This is a genomic window from Pseudonocardia sp. Cha107L01 (assembly GCF_052566575.1).
In genome coordinates this window covers 2,370,281-2,385,331 of record NZ_CP199579.1, presented here as the reverse complement: position 1 = coordinate 2,385,331, position 15,051 = coordinate 2,370,281, and the positions used below count along the sequence as shown (strand labels likewise).

At 70.6% G+C, this 15,051-nt stretch carries 15 protein-coding genes; 9 read left to right on the top strand and 6 right to left on the bottom strand.

What is annotated here, in order from left to right; translation table 11 throughout:
* The first annotated feature begins 174 nt into the window (after window positions 1-174).
* The 5 genes from ACTXG6_RS11370 (at window position 175) to ACTXG6_RS11350 (ending at window position 4,205) form a co-directional block, all read left to right on the top strand.
* Window positions 175-795, top strand: coding sequence for a superoxide dismutase (locus ACTXG6_RS11370; protein WP_445187738.1), 621 nt, complete (start codon window positions 175-177; stop codon window positions 793-795).
* A 231-nt stretch (window positions 796-1,026) separates the two neighbouring features.
* Entirely contained in the window at window positions 1,027-1,881 is an 855-nt protein-coding gene (locus ACTXG6_RS11365; protein ID WP_445187737.1) for a TetR family transcriptional regulator C-terminal domain-containing protein, read from the top strand.
* 42 nt (window positions 1,882-1,923) lie between these two features.
* Window positions 1,924-2,817 (top strand): 3-keto-5-aminohexanoate cleavage protein, encoded by an 894-nt coding sequence (locus tag ACTXG6_RS11360; protein WP_445187736.1) that lies wholly within the window; start codon window positions 1,924-1,926, stop codon window positions 2,815-2,817.
* The gene (locus ACTXG6_RS11355; protein ID WP_445187735.1) at window positions 2,810-3,766 is read left to right on the top strand and encodes a 3-hydroxyacyl-CoA dehydrogenase NAD-binding domain-containing protein; all 957 of its coding nucleotides are present in this window, start codon (window positions 2,810-2,812) and stop codon (window positions 3,764-3,766) included. The genes ACTXG6_RS11360 and ACTXG6_RS11355 overlap by 8 nt, the downstream gene beginning before the upstream one ends.
* Window positions 3,759-4,205: a thioesterase family protein gene (locus ACTXG6_RS11350; protein WP_445187734.1), complete on the top strand. Its 447-nt coding sequence runs from the start codon at window positions 3,759-3,761 to the stop codon at window positions 4,203-4,205. The genes ACTXG6_RS11355 and ACTXG6_RS11350 overlap by 8 nt, the downstream gene beginning before the upstream one ends.
* A gap of 64 nt (window positions 4,206-4,269) precedes the next feature.
* Here the strand turns inward: ACTXG6_RS11350 and ACTXG6_RS11345 are convergent, their stop codons facing one another.
* Window positions 4,270-5,937 carry an acyl-CoA dehydrogenase family protein gene (locus tag ACTXG6_RS11345; protein WP_445187733.1) on the bottom strand — a complete coding sequence of 556 codons (1,668 nt, stop codon included), beginning with the start codon at window positions 5,935-5,937 and terminating at the stop codon, window positions 4,270-4,272.
* Complete coding sequence (locus ACTXG6_RS11340) at window positions 5,934-6,566, bottom strand: TetR/AcrR family transcriptional regulator (RefSeq protein WP_445187732.1); 633 nt, start codon at window positions 6,564-6,566, stop codon at window positions 5,934-5,936. Before ACTXG6_RS11340 ends, ACTXG6_RS11345 begins: the two co-directional genes overlap by 4 nt.
* 172 nt (window positions 6,567-6,738) lie before the next feature.
* Here ACTXG6_RS11340 and ACTXG6_RS11335 point away from each other — a divergent pair, with 172 nt between their 5' ends.
* Window positions 6,739-7,167: a MerR family transcriptional regulator gene (locus ACTXG6_RS11335; RefSeq protein ID WP_445187731.1), complete on the top strand. Its 429-nt coding sequence runs from the start codon at window positions 6,739-6,741 to the stop codon at window positions 7,165-7,167.
* An 8-nt stretch (window positions 7,168-7,175) separates the two neighbouring features.
* Here the strand turns inward: ACTXG6_RS11335 and ACTXG6_RS11330 are convergent, their stop codons facing one another.
* Together ACTXG6_RS11330 and ACTXG6_RS11325 are read right to left on the bottom strand one after the other, a co-directional pair.
* Window positions 7,176-7,649: a MarR family winged helix-turn-helix transcriptional regulator gene (locus ACTXG6_RS11330; protein WP_445187730.1), complete on the bottom strand. Its 474-nt coding sequence runs from the start codon at window positions 7,647-7,649 to the stop codon at window positions 7,176-7,178.
* Window positions 7,650-7,779: 130 nt separating this feature from the next.
* Window positions 7,780-9,669: a Na+/H+ antiporter NhaA gene (locus ACTXG6_RS11325; RefSeq protein ID WP_445187729.1), complete on the bottom strand. Its 1,890-nt coding sequence runs from the start codon at window positions 9,667-9,669 to the stop codon at window positions 7,780-7,782.
* Window positions 9,670-9,971: 302 nt separating this feature from the next.
* On the opposite strand from ACTXG6_RS11325, the gene ACTXG6_RS11320 reads away from it, so the two are divergent.
* Window positions 9,972-10,391: a hypothetical protein gene (locus tag ACTXG6_RS11320; protein WP_445187728.1), complete on the top strand. Its 420-nt coding sequence runs from the start codon at window positions 9,972-9,974 to the stop codon at window positions 10,389-10,391.
* Between the two features lie 41 nt (window positions 10,392-10,432).
* Here ACTXG6_RS11320 and ACTXG6_RS11315 read toward each other — a convergent pair whose 3' ends face one another.
* Window positions 10,433-10,960 carry a hypothetical protein gene (locus tag ACTXG6_RS11315; protein ID WP_445187727.1) on the bottom strand — a complete coding sequence of 176 codons (528 nt, stop codon included), beginning with the start codon at window positions 10,958-10,960 and terminating at the stop codon, window positions 10,433-10,435.
* A 257-nt stretch (window positions 10,961-11,217) separates the two neighbouring features.
* Here ACTXG6_RS11315 and ACTXG6_RS11310 point away from each other — a divergent pair, with 257 nt between their 5' ends.
* Together ACTXG6_RS11310 and ACTXG6_RS11305 are read left to right on the top strand one after the other, a co-directional pair.
* Entirely contained in the window at window positions 11,218-11,388 is a 171-nt protein-coding gene (locus ACTXG6_RS11310) for a hypothetical protein (protein ID WP_445187726.1), read from the top strand.
* 187 nt (window positions 11,389-11,575) lie between these two features.
* The gene (locus tag ACTXG6_RS11305; RefSeq protein WP_445187725.1) at window positions 11,576-12,433 is read left to right on the top strand and encodes a class I SAM-dependent methyltransferase; all 858 of its coding nucleotides are present in this window, start codon (window positions 11,576-11,578) and stop codon (window positions 12,431-12,433) included.
* A gap of 13 nt (window positions 12,434-12,446) precedes the next feature.
* Here the strand turns inward: ACTXG6_RS11305 and ACTXG6_RS11300 are convergent, their stop codons facing one another.
* Complete coding sequence (locus tag ACTXG6_RS11300; protein ID WP_445187724.1) at window positions 12,447-15,023, bottom strand: flavin-containing monooxygenase; 2,577 nt, start codon at window positions 15,021-15,023, stop codon at window positions 12,447-12,449.
* Between the last annotated feature and the right edge of the window lie 28 nt (window positions 15,024-15,051).

The window sequence follows — 15,051 nt, the reverse complement described above, 5'->3', positions numbered from 1 at the left end:
AACGATCACCAGCACGGATCCTTACCGCGCAGCACCGGCTGCTACTGCAAGCATCTGGCAAGAGCCTAGGTGATCGAGAGCCTTCTCGCTAGTGAACCCCCTTTGTCGAGTGCGAACTTCTGGCTACTGCAAGATGATGGCATCGACGACAAGTCCACATCTGGGAGGAGACACGTGTCCGAGTACACGCTGCCCGATCTGTCTTACGACTATGGAGCCCTGGAGCCCCACGTCTCCGGGCAGATCATGGAGCTGCACCACAGCAAGCACCACCAGACCTACGTCACCGCCCTCAACGGCGTGATCGGCAAGCTCGCCGAGGCCCGGTCCAGCGGCTCGTTCGACGCGATCGTCGGGCTGGAGAAGACCCTCGCCTTCAACCTGGGCGGGCACGTCAACCACTCGATCTTCTGGCAGAACCTCTCCGCCGACGGCGGTGACAAGCCCAGCGGCGACCTCGCCTCCGCCATCGACAACGAGTTCGGCTCGTTCGACGCCTTCCAGGCCCACTTCACAGCGGCCGCTACCACGATCCAGGGCTCCGGTTGGGCGATCCTGGGCTGGGACACCCTCGGCTCGCGACTGCTGGTCCACCAGCTCTACGACCAGCAGGCCAACCTGCCGGCCGGTCAGATCCCGCTGGTGATGCTCGACATGTGGGAGCACGCGTTCTACCTGCAGTACAAGAACGTCAAGCCGGACTACGTGAAGGCCTGGTGGAACGTCGTCAACTGGGCCGACGCGCAGGCCCGCTTCGACGCCGCCCGCTCGACCACCGGGCTCATCACGCCCTGAGGCGAACCGATCTGGTCCGGTTGTGGGTCGCCCGAGGGATGACGGCCCGCAACCGGGACCGGGTCTAGCTCGATCATTGACCGCCTTCGCAAGATACTGACTGATCAATCAGTTCGCCCCACCATGAGAGCTCGGGCCTTCACCCGAAACGAGCCACTGACCGGCGCAAAGCCATCTCACTTCACCCTCAAGGCATTGCGATAATCGCAAGTTCCGGCTAGCGTCGCCGCTATGGCCGAGACGGACGAGCTGCGGGAGCGGGTCCGCGTGCTCATCCGGACCATGCCGGGGGCGCAGCGCGACTTCGCCCGCGCGATCGGCCTGGACGAAACCAAACTGTCCAAGGCGTTGAGCGGCACCCGCCGGTTCTCGCCGCACGAGCTGATCCGGGTCGCCGAGCACTGCGGCGTCACGGTCAACTGGCTGCTCAACGGCAGCGATGACGCGGCCACCGTCGCGGCGGCGCCCGCACCGGCGTCGCGCGCGGCCAACGGCCAGCTCGGGCACACCGAACCGAGGCGCCGGATCCTGGAGACCGCCTGGCGGCTGATCGCCGAGCGCGGCTACCACCGGGTCCGCATCTCCGACATCGCGGAGGTCTGCGGCACCAGCACCGCCGCCATCCACTACCACTTCCCGACCAAGCACGACGTCCTCAACGAGGCGCTGCGCTACACCGTCAAACTGGCCTTCGACCGCCAGGTCGCCGAGCTGCACACCATCGCGGACGCCCACGAGCGGCTGCTGCGGCTGATCGAGCTGCAACTGCCCGCCGAAGGTCAGCTGCGGGCGGAGTGGTCGGTCTGGCTACAGGTCTGGAACGAGAGTGCGGTCAACCCGGAGATGCGCTCGCTCTACTGGGACTCCTATAACCGGTGGTACCGCACCGTCGAGATGACCATCCGCACCGGGCAGCAACAGCGGGTCTTCTGTGAGCTGGACGCCGAGCAGGTGACCGCGCAGCTCACCGCCATGATCGACGGTCTGGGCATCCAGGTGCTCACCTGCCGGCCGGGCAGCTCGGTCGCCACCATGCGCGAGCTGCTGCACGACTTCATCGATCGCAACATCATCAAGCAAGTCTGAAGGCACGTCCGAGAGCACGTCTGACTTGAGGAGAGGTCGGCCTTGAACCAGGAAGTCATCGTTACCTGCGCGCTCACCGGCGCCGGCGACACCGTCGGCCGGAGCCCGCACGTCCCGGTCACCCCGGAGCAGATCGCCGCGAGCGCGGTCGAGGCGGCCAACGCCGGCGCCGCCGTGGTGCACATCCACGTGCGGAACATCGAGACCGGCGGGCCGTCCCGCGAGGTGGCGCTGTACGCCGAGGTGGTCCGGCGGATCAAGGACAGCGGCGTCGACGTCGTGATCAACCTGACCGCCGGCATGGGCGGCGACCTGGTGATCGACCAGGAGGACCCGCTCAAGCCGATCGACGGCACCGACCTGGTCAACGCGAACGACCGGCTGCCGCACGTCGAGGAGCTGCTGCCGGACATCTGCACACTGGACTGCGGCTCGCTGAACTTCGGCGAGGGCAGCCAGCTCTACATCTCCACCCCGGACATGCTGCGGATCGGCGCGAAGCGGATCCAGGAGCTGGGCGTGAAGCCGGAGCTGGAGATCTTCGACACGGGCCACCTGTGGTTCGCCAGCAAGATGGTCGAGGAGGGGCTGATCGACGCGCCGCCGCTGTTCCAGCTCTGCATGGGCATCCCGTACGGCGCGCCGGCCGAGCCGAACCTGCTGCAGGCCATGGTCCAGCTGCTGCCGGCGGGCGCGCAGTGGGCCTCCTTCGCCATCGGGCGCAACCAGATGCCGTGGGTCGCGCAGTCGGTACTGCTCGGCGGGCACGTCCGGGTCGGCCTGGAGGACAACCTGTACCTGGGCAAGGGCGTCAAGGCCACCAACGGCCAGCTTGTCGAGCGCGCGGTCGGCATCGTCGAGGACCTCGGCGCCACCATCGCCACCCCCGACCGGGCCCGCGAGCTGCTCAAGCTGAAGGCGGCGGCGCATGTCTGAACCGACCTACGAGGTGGCCGGCGTGCGCACGGTGACGTGCATCGGCGCCGGCGTGATCGGCGGCGGCTGGGTGGCGCACTTCCTGGCCCGCGGCTACCGGGTGCTGGCCTGGGACCCGGCGCCGGACGCCGCCGAGAAGCTCACCCGCCTGGTCGGCAACGCCTGGCCGGCGCTGACCGAGCTCGGCCTCGCCGACGGCGCCAGCCAGGCGAACCTGACCGTGGTGCCGACGCTGGTCGAGGCGGTCGCCGAGGCCGGCTTCGTGCAGGAGAGCGCCCCGGAGGACCTCGAGCTCAAGCGGCGGCTGCTCGCCGAGATCGACGCCGCCACCCCGGCCGGCGTGGTCATCGCGTCCTCCACCTCCGGCTACTCGATGTCGGAGATGCAGGTCGACACGGCCACCCCGGAGCGTCTGGTGGTCGGGCACCCGTTCAACCCGCCGTACCTGATCCCGCTGGTCGAGGTGGTGGGCGGCCGACTGACCGAAGCGTGGGCGACGAGCTGGGCCGCCGACTTCTACCGCCACGTCGGCAAGTCGGTGATCACCATGGAGAACGAGCTGCCCGGGTTCATCGCCAACCGGCTGCAGGAGGCACTCTGGCGGGAGGCGCTGCACATGGTCGCCAATGGCGAAGCGACCGTCGAGCAGATCGACACCGCGATCACCGACGGCCCGGGGCTGCGCTGGCCGGCACAGGGACCCCTCCTGACCTTCCACCTGGCCGGCGGCGAGGGCGGCATGGCGCACATGCTCGACCACTTCGGGCCGTCGCTGAAATCACCGTGGACCCGACTCGAAGCGCCGGAGCTGACCCCCAAGCTCCGGAACGCCATGGTCGACGGTTGCGACGCCGAGGCCGCCGGCCGTTCGATCGCCGAGCTGGTCGCCGAGCGCGACCGGGCGATCATCGCCGTGCAGCGCGCGGTGGCCCAGGCCCGCCGTGGCTGACCTGAGCAGGACTGAGCTGACCTACTCCGACACCGTCCGGCCGGAGTGGATCGACTACAACGGGCACCTCAGCGAGCCGTACTACGTGCTGGTGTTCGGCTACGCGACGACGAACCTGATGGAGGTCTCCGGGCTCGGCGAAGCCTACCGGTCCGCCACCGGCGCCTCGCTCTACACCGTCGAGGCGCACGTGCGGTACCTGCGTGAGGTCGCGGTGGACGCGAAGCTGGTGGTGACCACCTCCGTGCTGTCGCTGGGTGCCAAGAAGCTGCGACTCTGCCACGAGATGCGGGTCGACGGGACGCTGGTGGCCACCGAGGAGCTGCTCACCCTGCACGTCACCGACGGTCGGGTCAGCCCGTTCCCGGAGACGGTCGCGGCGCGGCTCGGCGAGTACCTCGGGCCGGTACCGGAGTACGCCGGGCGGGCCATCGCCTGAGGGGGTTCGGCCCATCGTGCCTGCGACGGCCCGCGCCGGCCATCGTGCCCGCGACGGCCCGCGCCTAGGCCGTCTTGATCCGGGCCCGCTCGACGACGGCCGACAGCGCCAACCCGGTCGGCAGGGTGCCGAGGGAGTGGCCGTGCCGGTGGTCCAGCCGGGACGCGCAGAACGCGTCAGCGACCGAGGGATGACTGTGCCGGACCAGCAGCGCGCCCTGCAGCGCCAGCGCCAGGTTCTCCGCGAGGTGCCGGGCACGGCTCTCCAGCTCGGCGCCGTCGGCGAGGTCCGCGCGCAACCGTTTCACGAAGTTGTCCAGCTGGTGGTCGGCGCCATGGGCCGCATCGACCTCGGCCAGCAGGACCTCGACGGCCTCGGGTTCGCGCTGCAGCACCCGCAGCACATCGAGCGCGGCGACGTTGCCCGATCCCTCCCACACCGAGTTCAACGGCGCCTCCCGGTAGAGCCGGGGCAGACCGGAGTCCTCGACGTAACCGTTGCCGCCGAGGCACTCCAGCGCCTCCGCCGCGTGCATCGGGGCGCGCTTGCAGACCCAGTACTTGCCGACCGCGACGCCGATCCGCCGCAGCGCCGCCTCCCGCTGGTCACCGGCCTGGGCGCGGTCCTCGGCGGCGGCCATCCGCAGTGACAGGGCCAGCGCCGCCTCACTCTCCACGGCCAGGTCGGCCAGCACGTTGCGCATCAGCGGCTGCTCGATCAGGCTCCGGCCGAAGGCGCTCCGGTGGCTCGCGTGGTGGATCGCCTGGGTCAGCCCGGCGCGCATGGACGCGGCGCTGCTGTTGATCAGGATCAGCCGGGTGACCGCGACCATCTCCATCATCGCGCCGATGCCGTGGCCGGGCTCGCCGATCGGCCGGACGACCGCCTGGTCGTACTCGAGCTCGGCGGACGCGTTGGACCGGTTGCCCAGCTTGTTCTTCAGCCGGATCAGCTGGACGTTGTTGCGGCTGCCGTCGGGCAGGATGCGCGGCATCAGGAAGCAGGTCGGCCCGTCGGGTGACTGGGCGAGCACCAGGAAGATGTCGTTCATCGGCGCCGAGGTGAACCACTTGTGCCCGGTGAGCAGGTAGTTTCCGTCGCCGGACGGGAGCGCGTGGCTGGACACCTCGCGCAGGTCCGAGCCGCCCTGCTTCTCGGTGAGCGACATCCCGGCGAGGATGCCCTTCTTGCTCAGCGCCGGCGCGTGGTCGGGGTCGTACTGCGTGGAACCGAGCAGCGGCTCGTACAGCTCGGCCAGGTCCGGCGCCTTGCGCAGCACCGGAACCACGGAGTAGGTCATGTCGACCGGGCAGGTGTGACCCGCTTCGACCTGGGTCACCAGGTAGTGCTTGGCGGCCCGCGCGACGTGCGCGCCCGGCCGCGCGACGGGCTGTGCGACGGCGCCGTCGAGCTGATCGGTCCGCCACGGCTCGCCGGTCAGGCCCGCACCGACCGACAGCCGCATCAGGTTGTGCCAGGCCGGGTGGAACTCGACCTCGTCGAGACGGTGTCCATACCGGTCGTGGGTGTGCAGCACCGGCGGGTTGTCGTTCGCCTGGCGCGCCCAGTGCTGCACCCGGGCATCGCCGACCGCCTCGCCGAGCGCGCGCACCGACCCCTCCGCCCAGCCGGCGCCCTCCCGGTGCAGCCCTTCGAGCAGTGCCTGGTCGTCCGCCGGGTTGTGGCCGACCAGTTCGGGAACCTGGTTCCGCACTTCGTGGGTCGCACTCATGACGCGCTCCTCGGCCGTTCGGGCTGGTCGGACATCGGTTCCTGGGCCAACAGCAGACGTGCGACGCGCGTCCACTCCTCGATCAACGGCTCCCGGCCGGGGTCGCCCCGGTAGAGCAGGCTGGTGATGGAAAGGCCGCGCACGAGTTGGACGGACAGCTCGACCAATACCTGGTAGTTCGCGGCCTGACTGATCTCCGTGCCGAAGATCTCGTCGATCATCTGATAGAGATCCTTGCGGACGGCCTGTTCCGCGACCCGCAGTGCGGCGTGCAGGTTCGGGTCCGCCCGCGACGCCCCCCACAGCTCCAGCTCGGTGCCGAAGGTGGGCCTGGTGCTGGCGCGGCGCATGACCCAGATGCCACGGGCGACGGGGTCGAGACCCGGCGGCGCGCCGGCCAGCTCCTCCCGCATGGCCTCGAGGTTCAGCTCGACCAGCCGGTGCACGGCCGCCGCGAAGAGCTGCTCCCGGGTGGGGAAGTGATGGAGCAGGGCGCCCCGACTGACCCCGGCCCGGTTCTGCACCTCGACCGTCGAGGTGGCCGCGAAACCATTCGCCACCAGGCACTCGACGGCGGCCTCGACGATCCGGCTTGCGGTGGCCGCACGCTGTTCGTCCCGACGGGTCACCGCGTCTCCCCGCTTTCACAGTCAGGCCTGACGGTGAAATGTACTCCGCCTGTCCCGGTGGCCGTCAAGGCCCGGCGATGAACCACGCCACACCCGCTTGACCTCAAGTCCAGTTCAGAGTTCACGGTTGGCGCCAGGGCCGCCACCACGTCGGCGGCCCTCAAGACCAGGAGTGGATGCCGTGCTACGCACCGGCCCCGGTAGCCGGGGGAACAAGGTGGACAAGCCGCTCCGCGGCGGACAGCCGGGCCGCGACCTCACGATCGGCGAGTTGGCCGCCCGCACCGCCTCGACGGTATCGGCGCTCCACTTCTACGAGCGGCAGGGATTGCTCGCGCCGCAGCGGACCGGCGGCAACCAGCGCCGATACCCGGCCAGTGCCGTCGCGGTCGTCGGGTTCATCCGGTCCGCGCGCCAGGCCGGCATCCCGCTGAGCCTCATCCGCGAGGTGCTGCACTGTCGGCAACCCGCCGCGCAACCCGCACAACGCGCGTGCGCGCGGCTGTGCGCCGCGGTATCCGCCCGCGAGCTCGCACTGCGCCAGGTTCGGTCCCACCTGTCCGGCCCCGCCTGCCACCACAGCGGGACAAGCCGACCCTGAGACCAGCGTCAGTCCCGCCGGCCGGCGGTCTCCCGCAGATGCGCGGCCAGCGCCTCGAGACCGTCCGCGAGGGTGCCGAACCGGGCGCGGTCGAGCCCGTCCACGAACAGCTCACGCACCAGCGCGGCGTGCCCGGGGGACGTGGCGCGCAGTTTCGCCCAGCCGGCTTCGGTGAGGCCGGCGATGACCCCGCGCACGTCGGTGTCACAGGACCGGCGGCGCACGAGGCCGGCCTTCTCCAGCTGCCCCACCTGGTAGGTCAGCCCACTCTTGGAGGTCAGCGCGGCGCCGGCGAGCTCGGTCATCCGCAACTCGCCGCCCGGCGCGCCGGACAGCCTGGCCAGCACCTCGTACTGCGGGTGGGACAGGCCGGCCTCGTCCTTGAGCTGCTGCTCGACCTGTCGGTTGAGGATGGCACTGGACTCCAGGAAGGCACGCCAGGCGGTCAGCTCACGCTGGTCGAGCCAACGGGGATCGTTCATACCGTCGACGGTACCTCGCATTGTTCAAATTCGAACCGCAGGCAACCCGCGCACGCCGCCTTGGGTCCAGGCTCGCCGCCCCGTGCCGCCGCCGAACGCGCCGCCACGGAACGCGCTGCCGCCACCCGGGTCAGGCATCCAGCAGGGCGCGCACCCTGGCCAGCTCGATCTGGTGGGTGAGGGTCGCCAGGTCGTAGGCACCGTGGTGACGGGCGCCGTTGATGAAGAAGGACGGCGTGCCGGCCGCGCCGCTGAGGTCGGCACCGTCCAGGTCCTCGGCCACGTGCGCGGCGCCGACGTGCGCGCGCATCTCGGCGGCGAACCGCTCCACGTCCAGCCCCAGTTGCTCGGCGTAGCGGTGCAGGTCACGCGGCCGCAGCTCGCCCTGGTGCGCGAACAGCAGGTCGTGCATGGACCAGAACTCACCCTGCAACCCCGCCACCTCGGCAGCCTCCGCCGCGAGCTGGGCGTTGGGGTGGACGTCGGACAGTGGCAGGTGCCGCCACACGTACCGCAGGTCACCCTCGTCGAGCAGCTCGCGGACCACCGGCTCGGCCTGGCCGCAGTACGGGCACTCGAAGTCGCCGTACTCGACCATGGTGACCAGCGCGGACTCCGGCCCGCGCACGTGATCGCGCTCCGGGTCCACCGGGACGACGAGGTCGGAGATGGACTCGGCGGTACCGAGCAGCAGCCGCCCGCGCATGGGACCGGGCAGCAGCCGGGCCGCCCGGAAGACCGCCCAGGTCAACAGCGCGGACAGCAGCGCGGCGGTGAGCACGCCGACCTTGGCCTGCTCCAGTTGCTCGCCACTGAAGGCCAGCGTCGCCACCAGCAGGGACACGGTGAACCCGATGCCGGCCAGGGTGCCGGCGCCGGTGACCGCCAGCCAACCGACCGGCGGCCGCAGTCGACCCCGGCTCAGCCAGGTGGCCAGTGCGGAGACCGCCAGCACGCCGACCGGTTTGCCGACCACGTAGCCGAACACGATGCCCAGCGTGATCGGAGAGGTGAAGGCGGCGGACAGGAACTCGCCGCTGATCGGGATGCCGGCGTTGGACAGCGCGAACAACGGCACGATCACGAAGCTGGTCCACCGGTGGAACAACTCCTGCAGCCGTTCGTTCGGCGAGACGGCCGCCTGCAGACCGACGGTGGCCGCCCTGGCGAGCTGTGGCGTCGGCTGCTCGCGGAAGACCCGGAACAGGTCGGTGGCCCGCTCCAGGTCACCCCGGGCGGCCGGCGCGGCGTAGGCGTAGAGCCCCATCGCCAGCCCGATCACCAGCGGGTCGACACCGGACCGGGACAGCGCGACCCAGGCCGCCGCCGCGAGCACGAAGTACGGCCAGCCGTAGGGCACCCCGATCCGCCGCGCGAGCACCACCACGGCGAACAGCAGCACCGCCGCGAGCAAGGGCGCCAGCGACAGCTCCCGGGTGTACGCGGTGGCAATGACGATCAGGGCGACGATGTCGTCCACCACCAGGACGGTCAGCAGGAACACCCGCAGCCGCTGCGGGAACCGCGGGCCGACCAGGGCCAGAGTGCCGAGTGCGAAGGCGGTGTCGGTGGACATCGCCACCCCCCAGCCACCCGCGCCGGGACCACCGGCGTTGAAGATCAGGTAGCCGCCGACCGCGGTGGCCATGGCGCCCACGCCGGCCAGCATCGGCAGGATCACCCGCTGCCGCTCGCGCAGCTCGCCGACGTCGAACTCCTGGCGGGCCTCGAGGCCGACCACGAAGAAGAACAGGCTCATCAGCCCGCTGTTGATCCAGGACGACAGGCTCATCGCCACGCCGGTGCCACCCAGCTCGATGGCCAGCCGGGTGTCCCAGACGCGGGCGTAGCCGGCCGGGTCGAGGCTCGCCCAGAGCACCGCCGCGACCGCGGCCGACAGCAGCGCCGAGGCACTGGCCGCCTCGGTCCGGGAGAACCGCACCAACGAGCTCTCCGACACCTCGCTGAACGACTCCGCGTCGTTGTCGGCGTCGGCGCGGGACCAGAACTTGATCTTCATGTCGCGCTGCCCGGGATCGGCGCGACGGGTATCGCAACCCTCGCTGCCACCGGGAACCATGCCGCTGCCACCTGACGACAATATGTCGACAAGACCGCGAGCCGCGTACAGGCACTGATCAAGGCCCGCCGGGCTACCCGCCGCACGGCCTCGCCGGCCCGCCGATGCCCGTGGCCCACAACGCGGCCCACCTGCGCATCACGCTATGGCGCACCCGTCATGCACCCGGAAGGGCCGTAAAAATTGACACTTCCGCATCAACTGCCACAGTGGTCCCATTGACCCCACCGTGGAGGATGCACATGAACGGCATCGCAGGGCAGCTGGCTCGTACGACAGCCCTGGCTGCGCTGACAGTCACCAGCTTGGTCTTCACCATGGGCACGGCGGGCGCGGCCGAGGGCGCCACCGATGCCGCGACGCACGCACAGATGAGATCCGCGCACGCCGGTGACGGCGGCGCCATCTCCGTCGGCGGTGACGCGAACGGACAGAGCTCCGACCGCGACAGCAGGACCGTGGCGCACAGCTCGGGACCCGGGGGCACCTCGGTGAACGCGGCCGGCGACGCCGCGGCCGATCAGTACGCCAACCAGTCCAGGTCCGACACCAGCACACACAGCCGCACCGAGAACAACTCACGCACCGACAGCCACGACAACACCAATTCACACAACACCAGCAGATACCGGGACAGCCACGACTCCCGCGACCTTCGCTGATCGGACCTCGCTGATCGGACTTCGCTGAGCGGAGCAGAACGTCAGCGGTGGCGCTGGACCCGGATCTGGGCGGCGACGATGTTGCCTGCGCGGCGGGCGGCCTCCATGGACGTGACCTGCCCTGGCCGGGGCAGCGCCGTGCCGGTGGAGACGAGCAGCACCAGTAGGCCTCGCCGATCGATGGCCTCGCTCCACCGCGGCGGCACCTCGGCGGCGAGGTCACCGTCGTAGAACACCCCACCGGGCGCGACGACGGTCAGGTGCCGCACATCCGGGGTGAGCGCCCCCACCCAGCCGCTCGGGATCGGCAACGCGACCATACTGGCCGCATCGAATGCGGTGAGCAGCGCAAACCCCTGCCCGAGCAGGCTCGAGGCAACCACGTCGACCGGTTCGGCGCCCTCACGCTCGTCACCGGTGTACGCGGTGCGCGAGGGCAGGCAGGTCAACGCCGCCACCAGCCCGAGGTCCGGGCGCGCGGGGTCGGCGACCACGCCGGGGGATGCCCAGATCGTCAGCCCGTCGGCCACCGCCCGGGGATCCAGCGGCGACTCACCCTCCCCGGCCATCGCCAGCCCGCCTCCCTGCCCCGTTAGTCCGTGCGTGACCCCCAGCGGTCGGCCCCATAGTCCCAGGGAACCGCCGGGGGCGCGCCCGAGCACGGCGACCGCGTGCGGCCGTCGAGTGGAAGCTCCGTCACCTGTACGCGGCAAGTCCCGAACGAGGTCGTGACGCGACGGCCACTGCCTCGTTGCGTTAGGAGTACAGGACTTCGCAACCCTGGGTAACCAGCCGCGGACCATGAGCAATCGGAGGGACACCGCACATGTTCAAGAAGGCCATCATCGCCGGCGTGGCCGCCGCGATCGCCGTCCTCGGCGCAGCGGGCGTTGCGTACGCCGACGACAACGACAGCCACTCCACGGACTTCAGCGCCGACAACGGTGCCAGCCACAACATCGACACCGGCCACTTCCTGGGCTTCCTCTCCATCTGAGTGAACGGTCGGGCATGCGGTGCCCCGGCGACCAGGTCAACTGGTCACCGGGGCACTGCCATGTCCGGCGCGAGGCCGCGTCCAGGAACTACCCGGGCTGAGGAGCTCGCACAGCATCCAAATCGTTGGCCCGCCCTCCGGCCGACTCCTACTGTCCCCAACCGGGACCGCGCCGGGAGGGTGCTGGATGTCGGACAGCAACGCGGTGGGGGTTGACCCCTCCAATGTGGAGCAGCTGGGCTCCTGGGACGGCGACGGTGGTGCGTTCTGGGCGGCCAACGCCGATCGCTTCGATACCGGCGTCGCCCGCTACCACGGCCAGTTCCTCGACGCGGCGGCGATCGGCGCGACCGCGAACGTGCTCGACATCGGGTGCGGCAGCGGACAGACAACCCGGGACGCCGCGCGGCGGGCCAGCGCAGGGTCCGCACTCGGTGTGGACCTGTCCTCACGCATGATCGAGCTCGCGCGCCGGTTGGCGGACGAGGAGCAGGTGACGAACGCGACGTTCGAGCAGGCCGACGCCCAGGTCCACCCCTTTCCCGATCGGCGATTCGACCTCGCGATCAGTCGGAACGGCTCGATGTTCTTCGGCGATCCGCTCGCCGCGTTCACGAACATCGCCCGGGCCGTCCGCCCCGGGGGGCGCCTCGTCCTGTTGACCTGGCAGCCGCTGCGGGTCAACGAGTGGCAGCGGGTCTTCCGCACCATCCTGGCCGCCGGCCGGGAGCTGCCCGTCCCACCGCCGGACGCGCCCGGCCCGTTCTCGCTCAGCGATCCCGACCGGGTGCGGGGACTGCTGACCTCGGCCGGGTTCGCCGGCGTGGAGCTGCGCGGCCTGAACGAGCCCATGTGCGTCGGCAGTGACCCCGACGACGCCCACCAGTTCATCTCCGGCCAACTCGCCGGGTTGCTGAACGACCTCGACGCCGACACCAGGGCCGGTGCGCTGGACACCCTGCGGGCCAGCATGGTCGATCACCAGACCGACCGCGGCGTGTTCTACGACTCGGCGGCCTGGCTGATCGAGGCGCGACGCGACTGACCCCTCGGCGCCGTCAGACGCCGGCCCGGGGGCGGCTCGTCAACGGCTGGAGGAAGTCGGCCACCGCCGCATTGAACTCCGCGACCCTCGGGACGAACGCGGACATGTTGTACGCGCCGTGGACCAGCCCGCTGAGGCGCCGCACCCGGGTGGGGACTCCTGCGGCGTCGAGCGCACGCCCGTAGTCCTCGCCCTCGTCGCGCAGCGGGTCGCACTCGGCGCTCAGGATCAGCGCCGGCGGCAGCCCGGCCAGCGAGTCGGCGCGGGCCGGGGAGGCGAGGGGTGACGTCGCGTTGGACATATCGCCCAGGTAACCCGCCCACATGCCCTGTGCAGCCACGGCGCTCAGTACCGGCCCGGCGGCGTACTCGATCCGTGAGGCGGTGTCGGCTTCGGCGTCGATGGTCGGGTAGAGCAGCACCTGCGCCAGCAGGCGCGGCCCGTGCTCATCGCGCGCCCGCTGTGCGGCCACCGCGGCGAGTTGGCCACCGGCGCTCTCCCCCATCACGACGATGTGCTCCGGGTCCCCACCGTGCTCAGCGATCGTGTCGGCGGTCCAGCACAGGGCCGCGTACGTGTCGTCCGTCGCGGCCGGGAACGGCGCCTCGGGGGCGAGCCGGTAGCTGGGCGTGACGACGATCGCGCCCAGCTCGTCCGCCAGGGTGGCGCACGGCTTGGCGCACGCGTCGATGCTGCCGGCGACGAACCCGCCGCCGTGGAAGTAGACGATCACCGGCAGCGGGCCCTCGGCGTCAGGTAGGTAGATCCGCGCCGGCAGGTCGCCGGAGGGCCCGGGGTAGGTCGTCCGCACGACGCGCACGCTGGCCGGGGGTGGCGTCTGCATCATCGCGAAGCCCTCGATCGCCGCCCGCGTCTCCTCGAGCGTGCACTCCTCGAGTGGCTTCATGTCCTGCATCAGCATCGCCCCGACGACCGTCGCGACGCCCGGGTCGAGCTGGACCATCGGCGGAATCGCGGAAGCGGGCTCCGCACCGATGGCGAAGCCGGCGTAGCCGTTGTTCACCACGTCGGCGCAGATTGCCCGGTAGAGCGGCGCCCCGCCGGCGAACACGAACGTCGCCCTGGGCTTGCCGGGCACGTTGGCGCCCATGTACCAGGAGTTCGCCCTGGGCAGCAGCGTCAGGTTGAGGATGCCCTCCACCTCGGCCTGCCAGGCACGTTCCGCGGCCTCGTTCGTCTCGATCGTCACCGCTCCCGAGTCGAGCACGTGCTTGATCGCCGCCGCGGCGAACTCGACGTGGTCCTCGATCGCCAGGGGGTTGTTGTAGAGCGCGACGGCGCTCTGCGGCCCGGTGATGGTGAACAGGTTCGGGAAGCCGCTCACCGCGATCCCGAGGTAGGTCCGCGGCCCGTCGGCCCAGCGCCGCGCGAGGGTGACCCCGTCGCGGCCGACGAACCCGAGGTTCAGCAGCGGGCCGGTGATCGCGTCGAAGCCGGTGGCCAGGACGATCACGTCGAGCTCGTACTCCCGCTCGCCGGTCCGGACGCCGGTGGCGGTCACCTCCTCGATCGGCGAGGTGCGCACGTCCACCAGGTCGACGTTGTCCCGGTTGAAGGTGAGGAAGTAGTCGGTCTCGAGTGCCGGGCGCTTGGTCCCGTAGGGGTGGTCGGTCGGGCACAGCAGCTCGGCGGTCTTCGGGTCGTGCACGCGCTCGCGGATCTGCTCCCGGACGTACTCGGCGACGGTGTCGTTCGCCTTCTCGTCGAAGAGCACATCGCCGTAGCTGGACGTCACCATCCGGAATCCGCCCTCGGCCCAGAGTCGGTCGTAGCGCGCGCGGCGCTGCTCCTCGGTGACCGCCAGCGCGCTCGGCTCGGGCAGTTCGTAGGGCGCCCCGAGGAAGCGGTCGCGGGACTTCGCGCGGACCTGCCGCCAGTTCTCGGCCAGCCAGCGACGCCGCGGCGGCTCGACCGGCTCGTTGCGCAGCGGCACCGCGTAGTTGGCGGTGCGCTGGAACACCGTCAGGTGGTCGGCCTGGCGCGCGATCTCCGGGATGACCTGGATCCCGGTCGACCCGGTTCCGATCACACCGACGCGCTTGCCGGCGAGGTCGACCCCCTCGTGCGGCCAGCTGCTGGTCGCGTACACCTCGCCAGCGAAGCCCTCCAGGCCCGGGAACTCCGACCGCGCCTTGGGGATGGAGAGGTTGCCGGTGGCGGCGATGACGAACCGGGCGGTAGTGCTCGCACCGGAGTCGGTGGTGACCGTCCACGTCTTGTCCTCGTCGTCCCACACGACGGACGTCACCCTCGTGGCGAACTCGAACTCCTTGCGGACGTCCAGCTTGTCCGCGACGAACTCGAGGTAGGACAGGATCTCCGGTTGCGCCGGGAAGCGTTCGGTCCACTGCCATTCGCGCTGGATCTCGTCGGAGAACGAGTACGAGTAGTGCACCGACTCGATGTCGCACCGTGCACCCGGGTAGCGGTTCCACCACCAGGTGCCGCCGGGGCCGCCGGCGAGGTCGAAGCCTTGAACGGTCAACCCGAGCTCGTCGCGCAGCTTGTGCACCGCGTACAGGCCGCCGAACCCCGCACCGATGACGACGACATCGTTGTCCGCCCGCATGACGCGCACCTCCGACATTGAGGATGTT

Excerpts from the sequence above, each read along its gene's own strand:
- ACTXG6_RS11365 (WP_445187737.1), top strand. The coding sequence starts at position 1,027 with ATGGCCGAGACGGACGAGCTGCGGGAGCGGGTCCGCGTGCTCATCCGG.
- ACTXG6_RS11355 (WP_445187735.1), top strand. The coding sequence starts at position 2,810 with ATGTCTGAACCGACCTACGAGGTGGCCGGCGTGCGCACGGTGACGTGC.
- ACTXG6_RS11345 (WP_445187733.1), bottom strand. The coding sequence starts at position 5,937 with ATGAGTGCGACCCACGAAGTGCGGAACCAGGTTCCCGAACTGGTCGGC.
- ACTXG6_RS11330 (WP_445187730.1), bottom strand. The coding sequence starts at position 7,649 with ATGAACGATCCCCGTTGGCTCGACCAGCGTGAGCTGACCGCCTGGCGT.
- ACTXG6_RS11325 (WP_445187729.1), bottom strand. The coding sequence starts at position 9,669 with ATGAAGATCAAGTTCTGGTCCCGCGCCGACGCCGACAACGACGCGGAG.
- ACTXG6_RS11320 (WP_445187728.1), top strand. The coding sequence starts at position 9,972 with ATGAACGGCATCGCAGGGCAGCTGGCTCGTACGACAGCCCTGGCTGCG.
- ACTXG6_RS11315 (WP_445187727.1), bottom strand. The coding sequence starts at position 10,960 with ATGGCCGGGGAGGGTGAGTCGCCGCTGGATCCCCGGGCGGTGGCCGAC.
- ACTXG6_RS11310 (WP_445187726.1), top strand. The coding sequence starts at position 11,218 with ATGTTCAAGAAGGCCATCATCGCCGGCGTGGCCGCCGCGATCGCCGTC.
- ACTXG6_RS11305 (WP_445187725.1), top strand. The coding sequence starts at position 11,576 with ATGTCGGACAGCAACGCGGTGGGGGTTGACCCCTCCAATGTGGAGCAG.
- ACTXG6_RS11300 (WP_445187724.1), bottom strand. The coding sequence starts at position 15,023 with ATGCGGGCGGACAACGATGTCGTCGTCATCGGTGCGGGGTTCGGCGGC.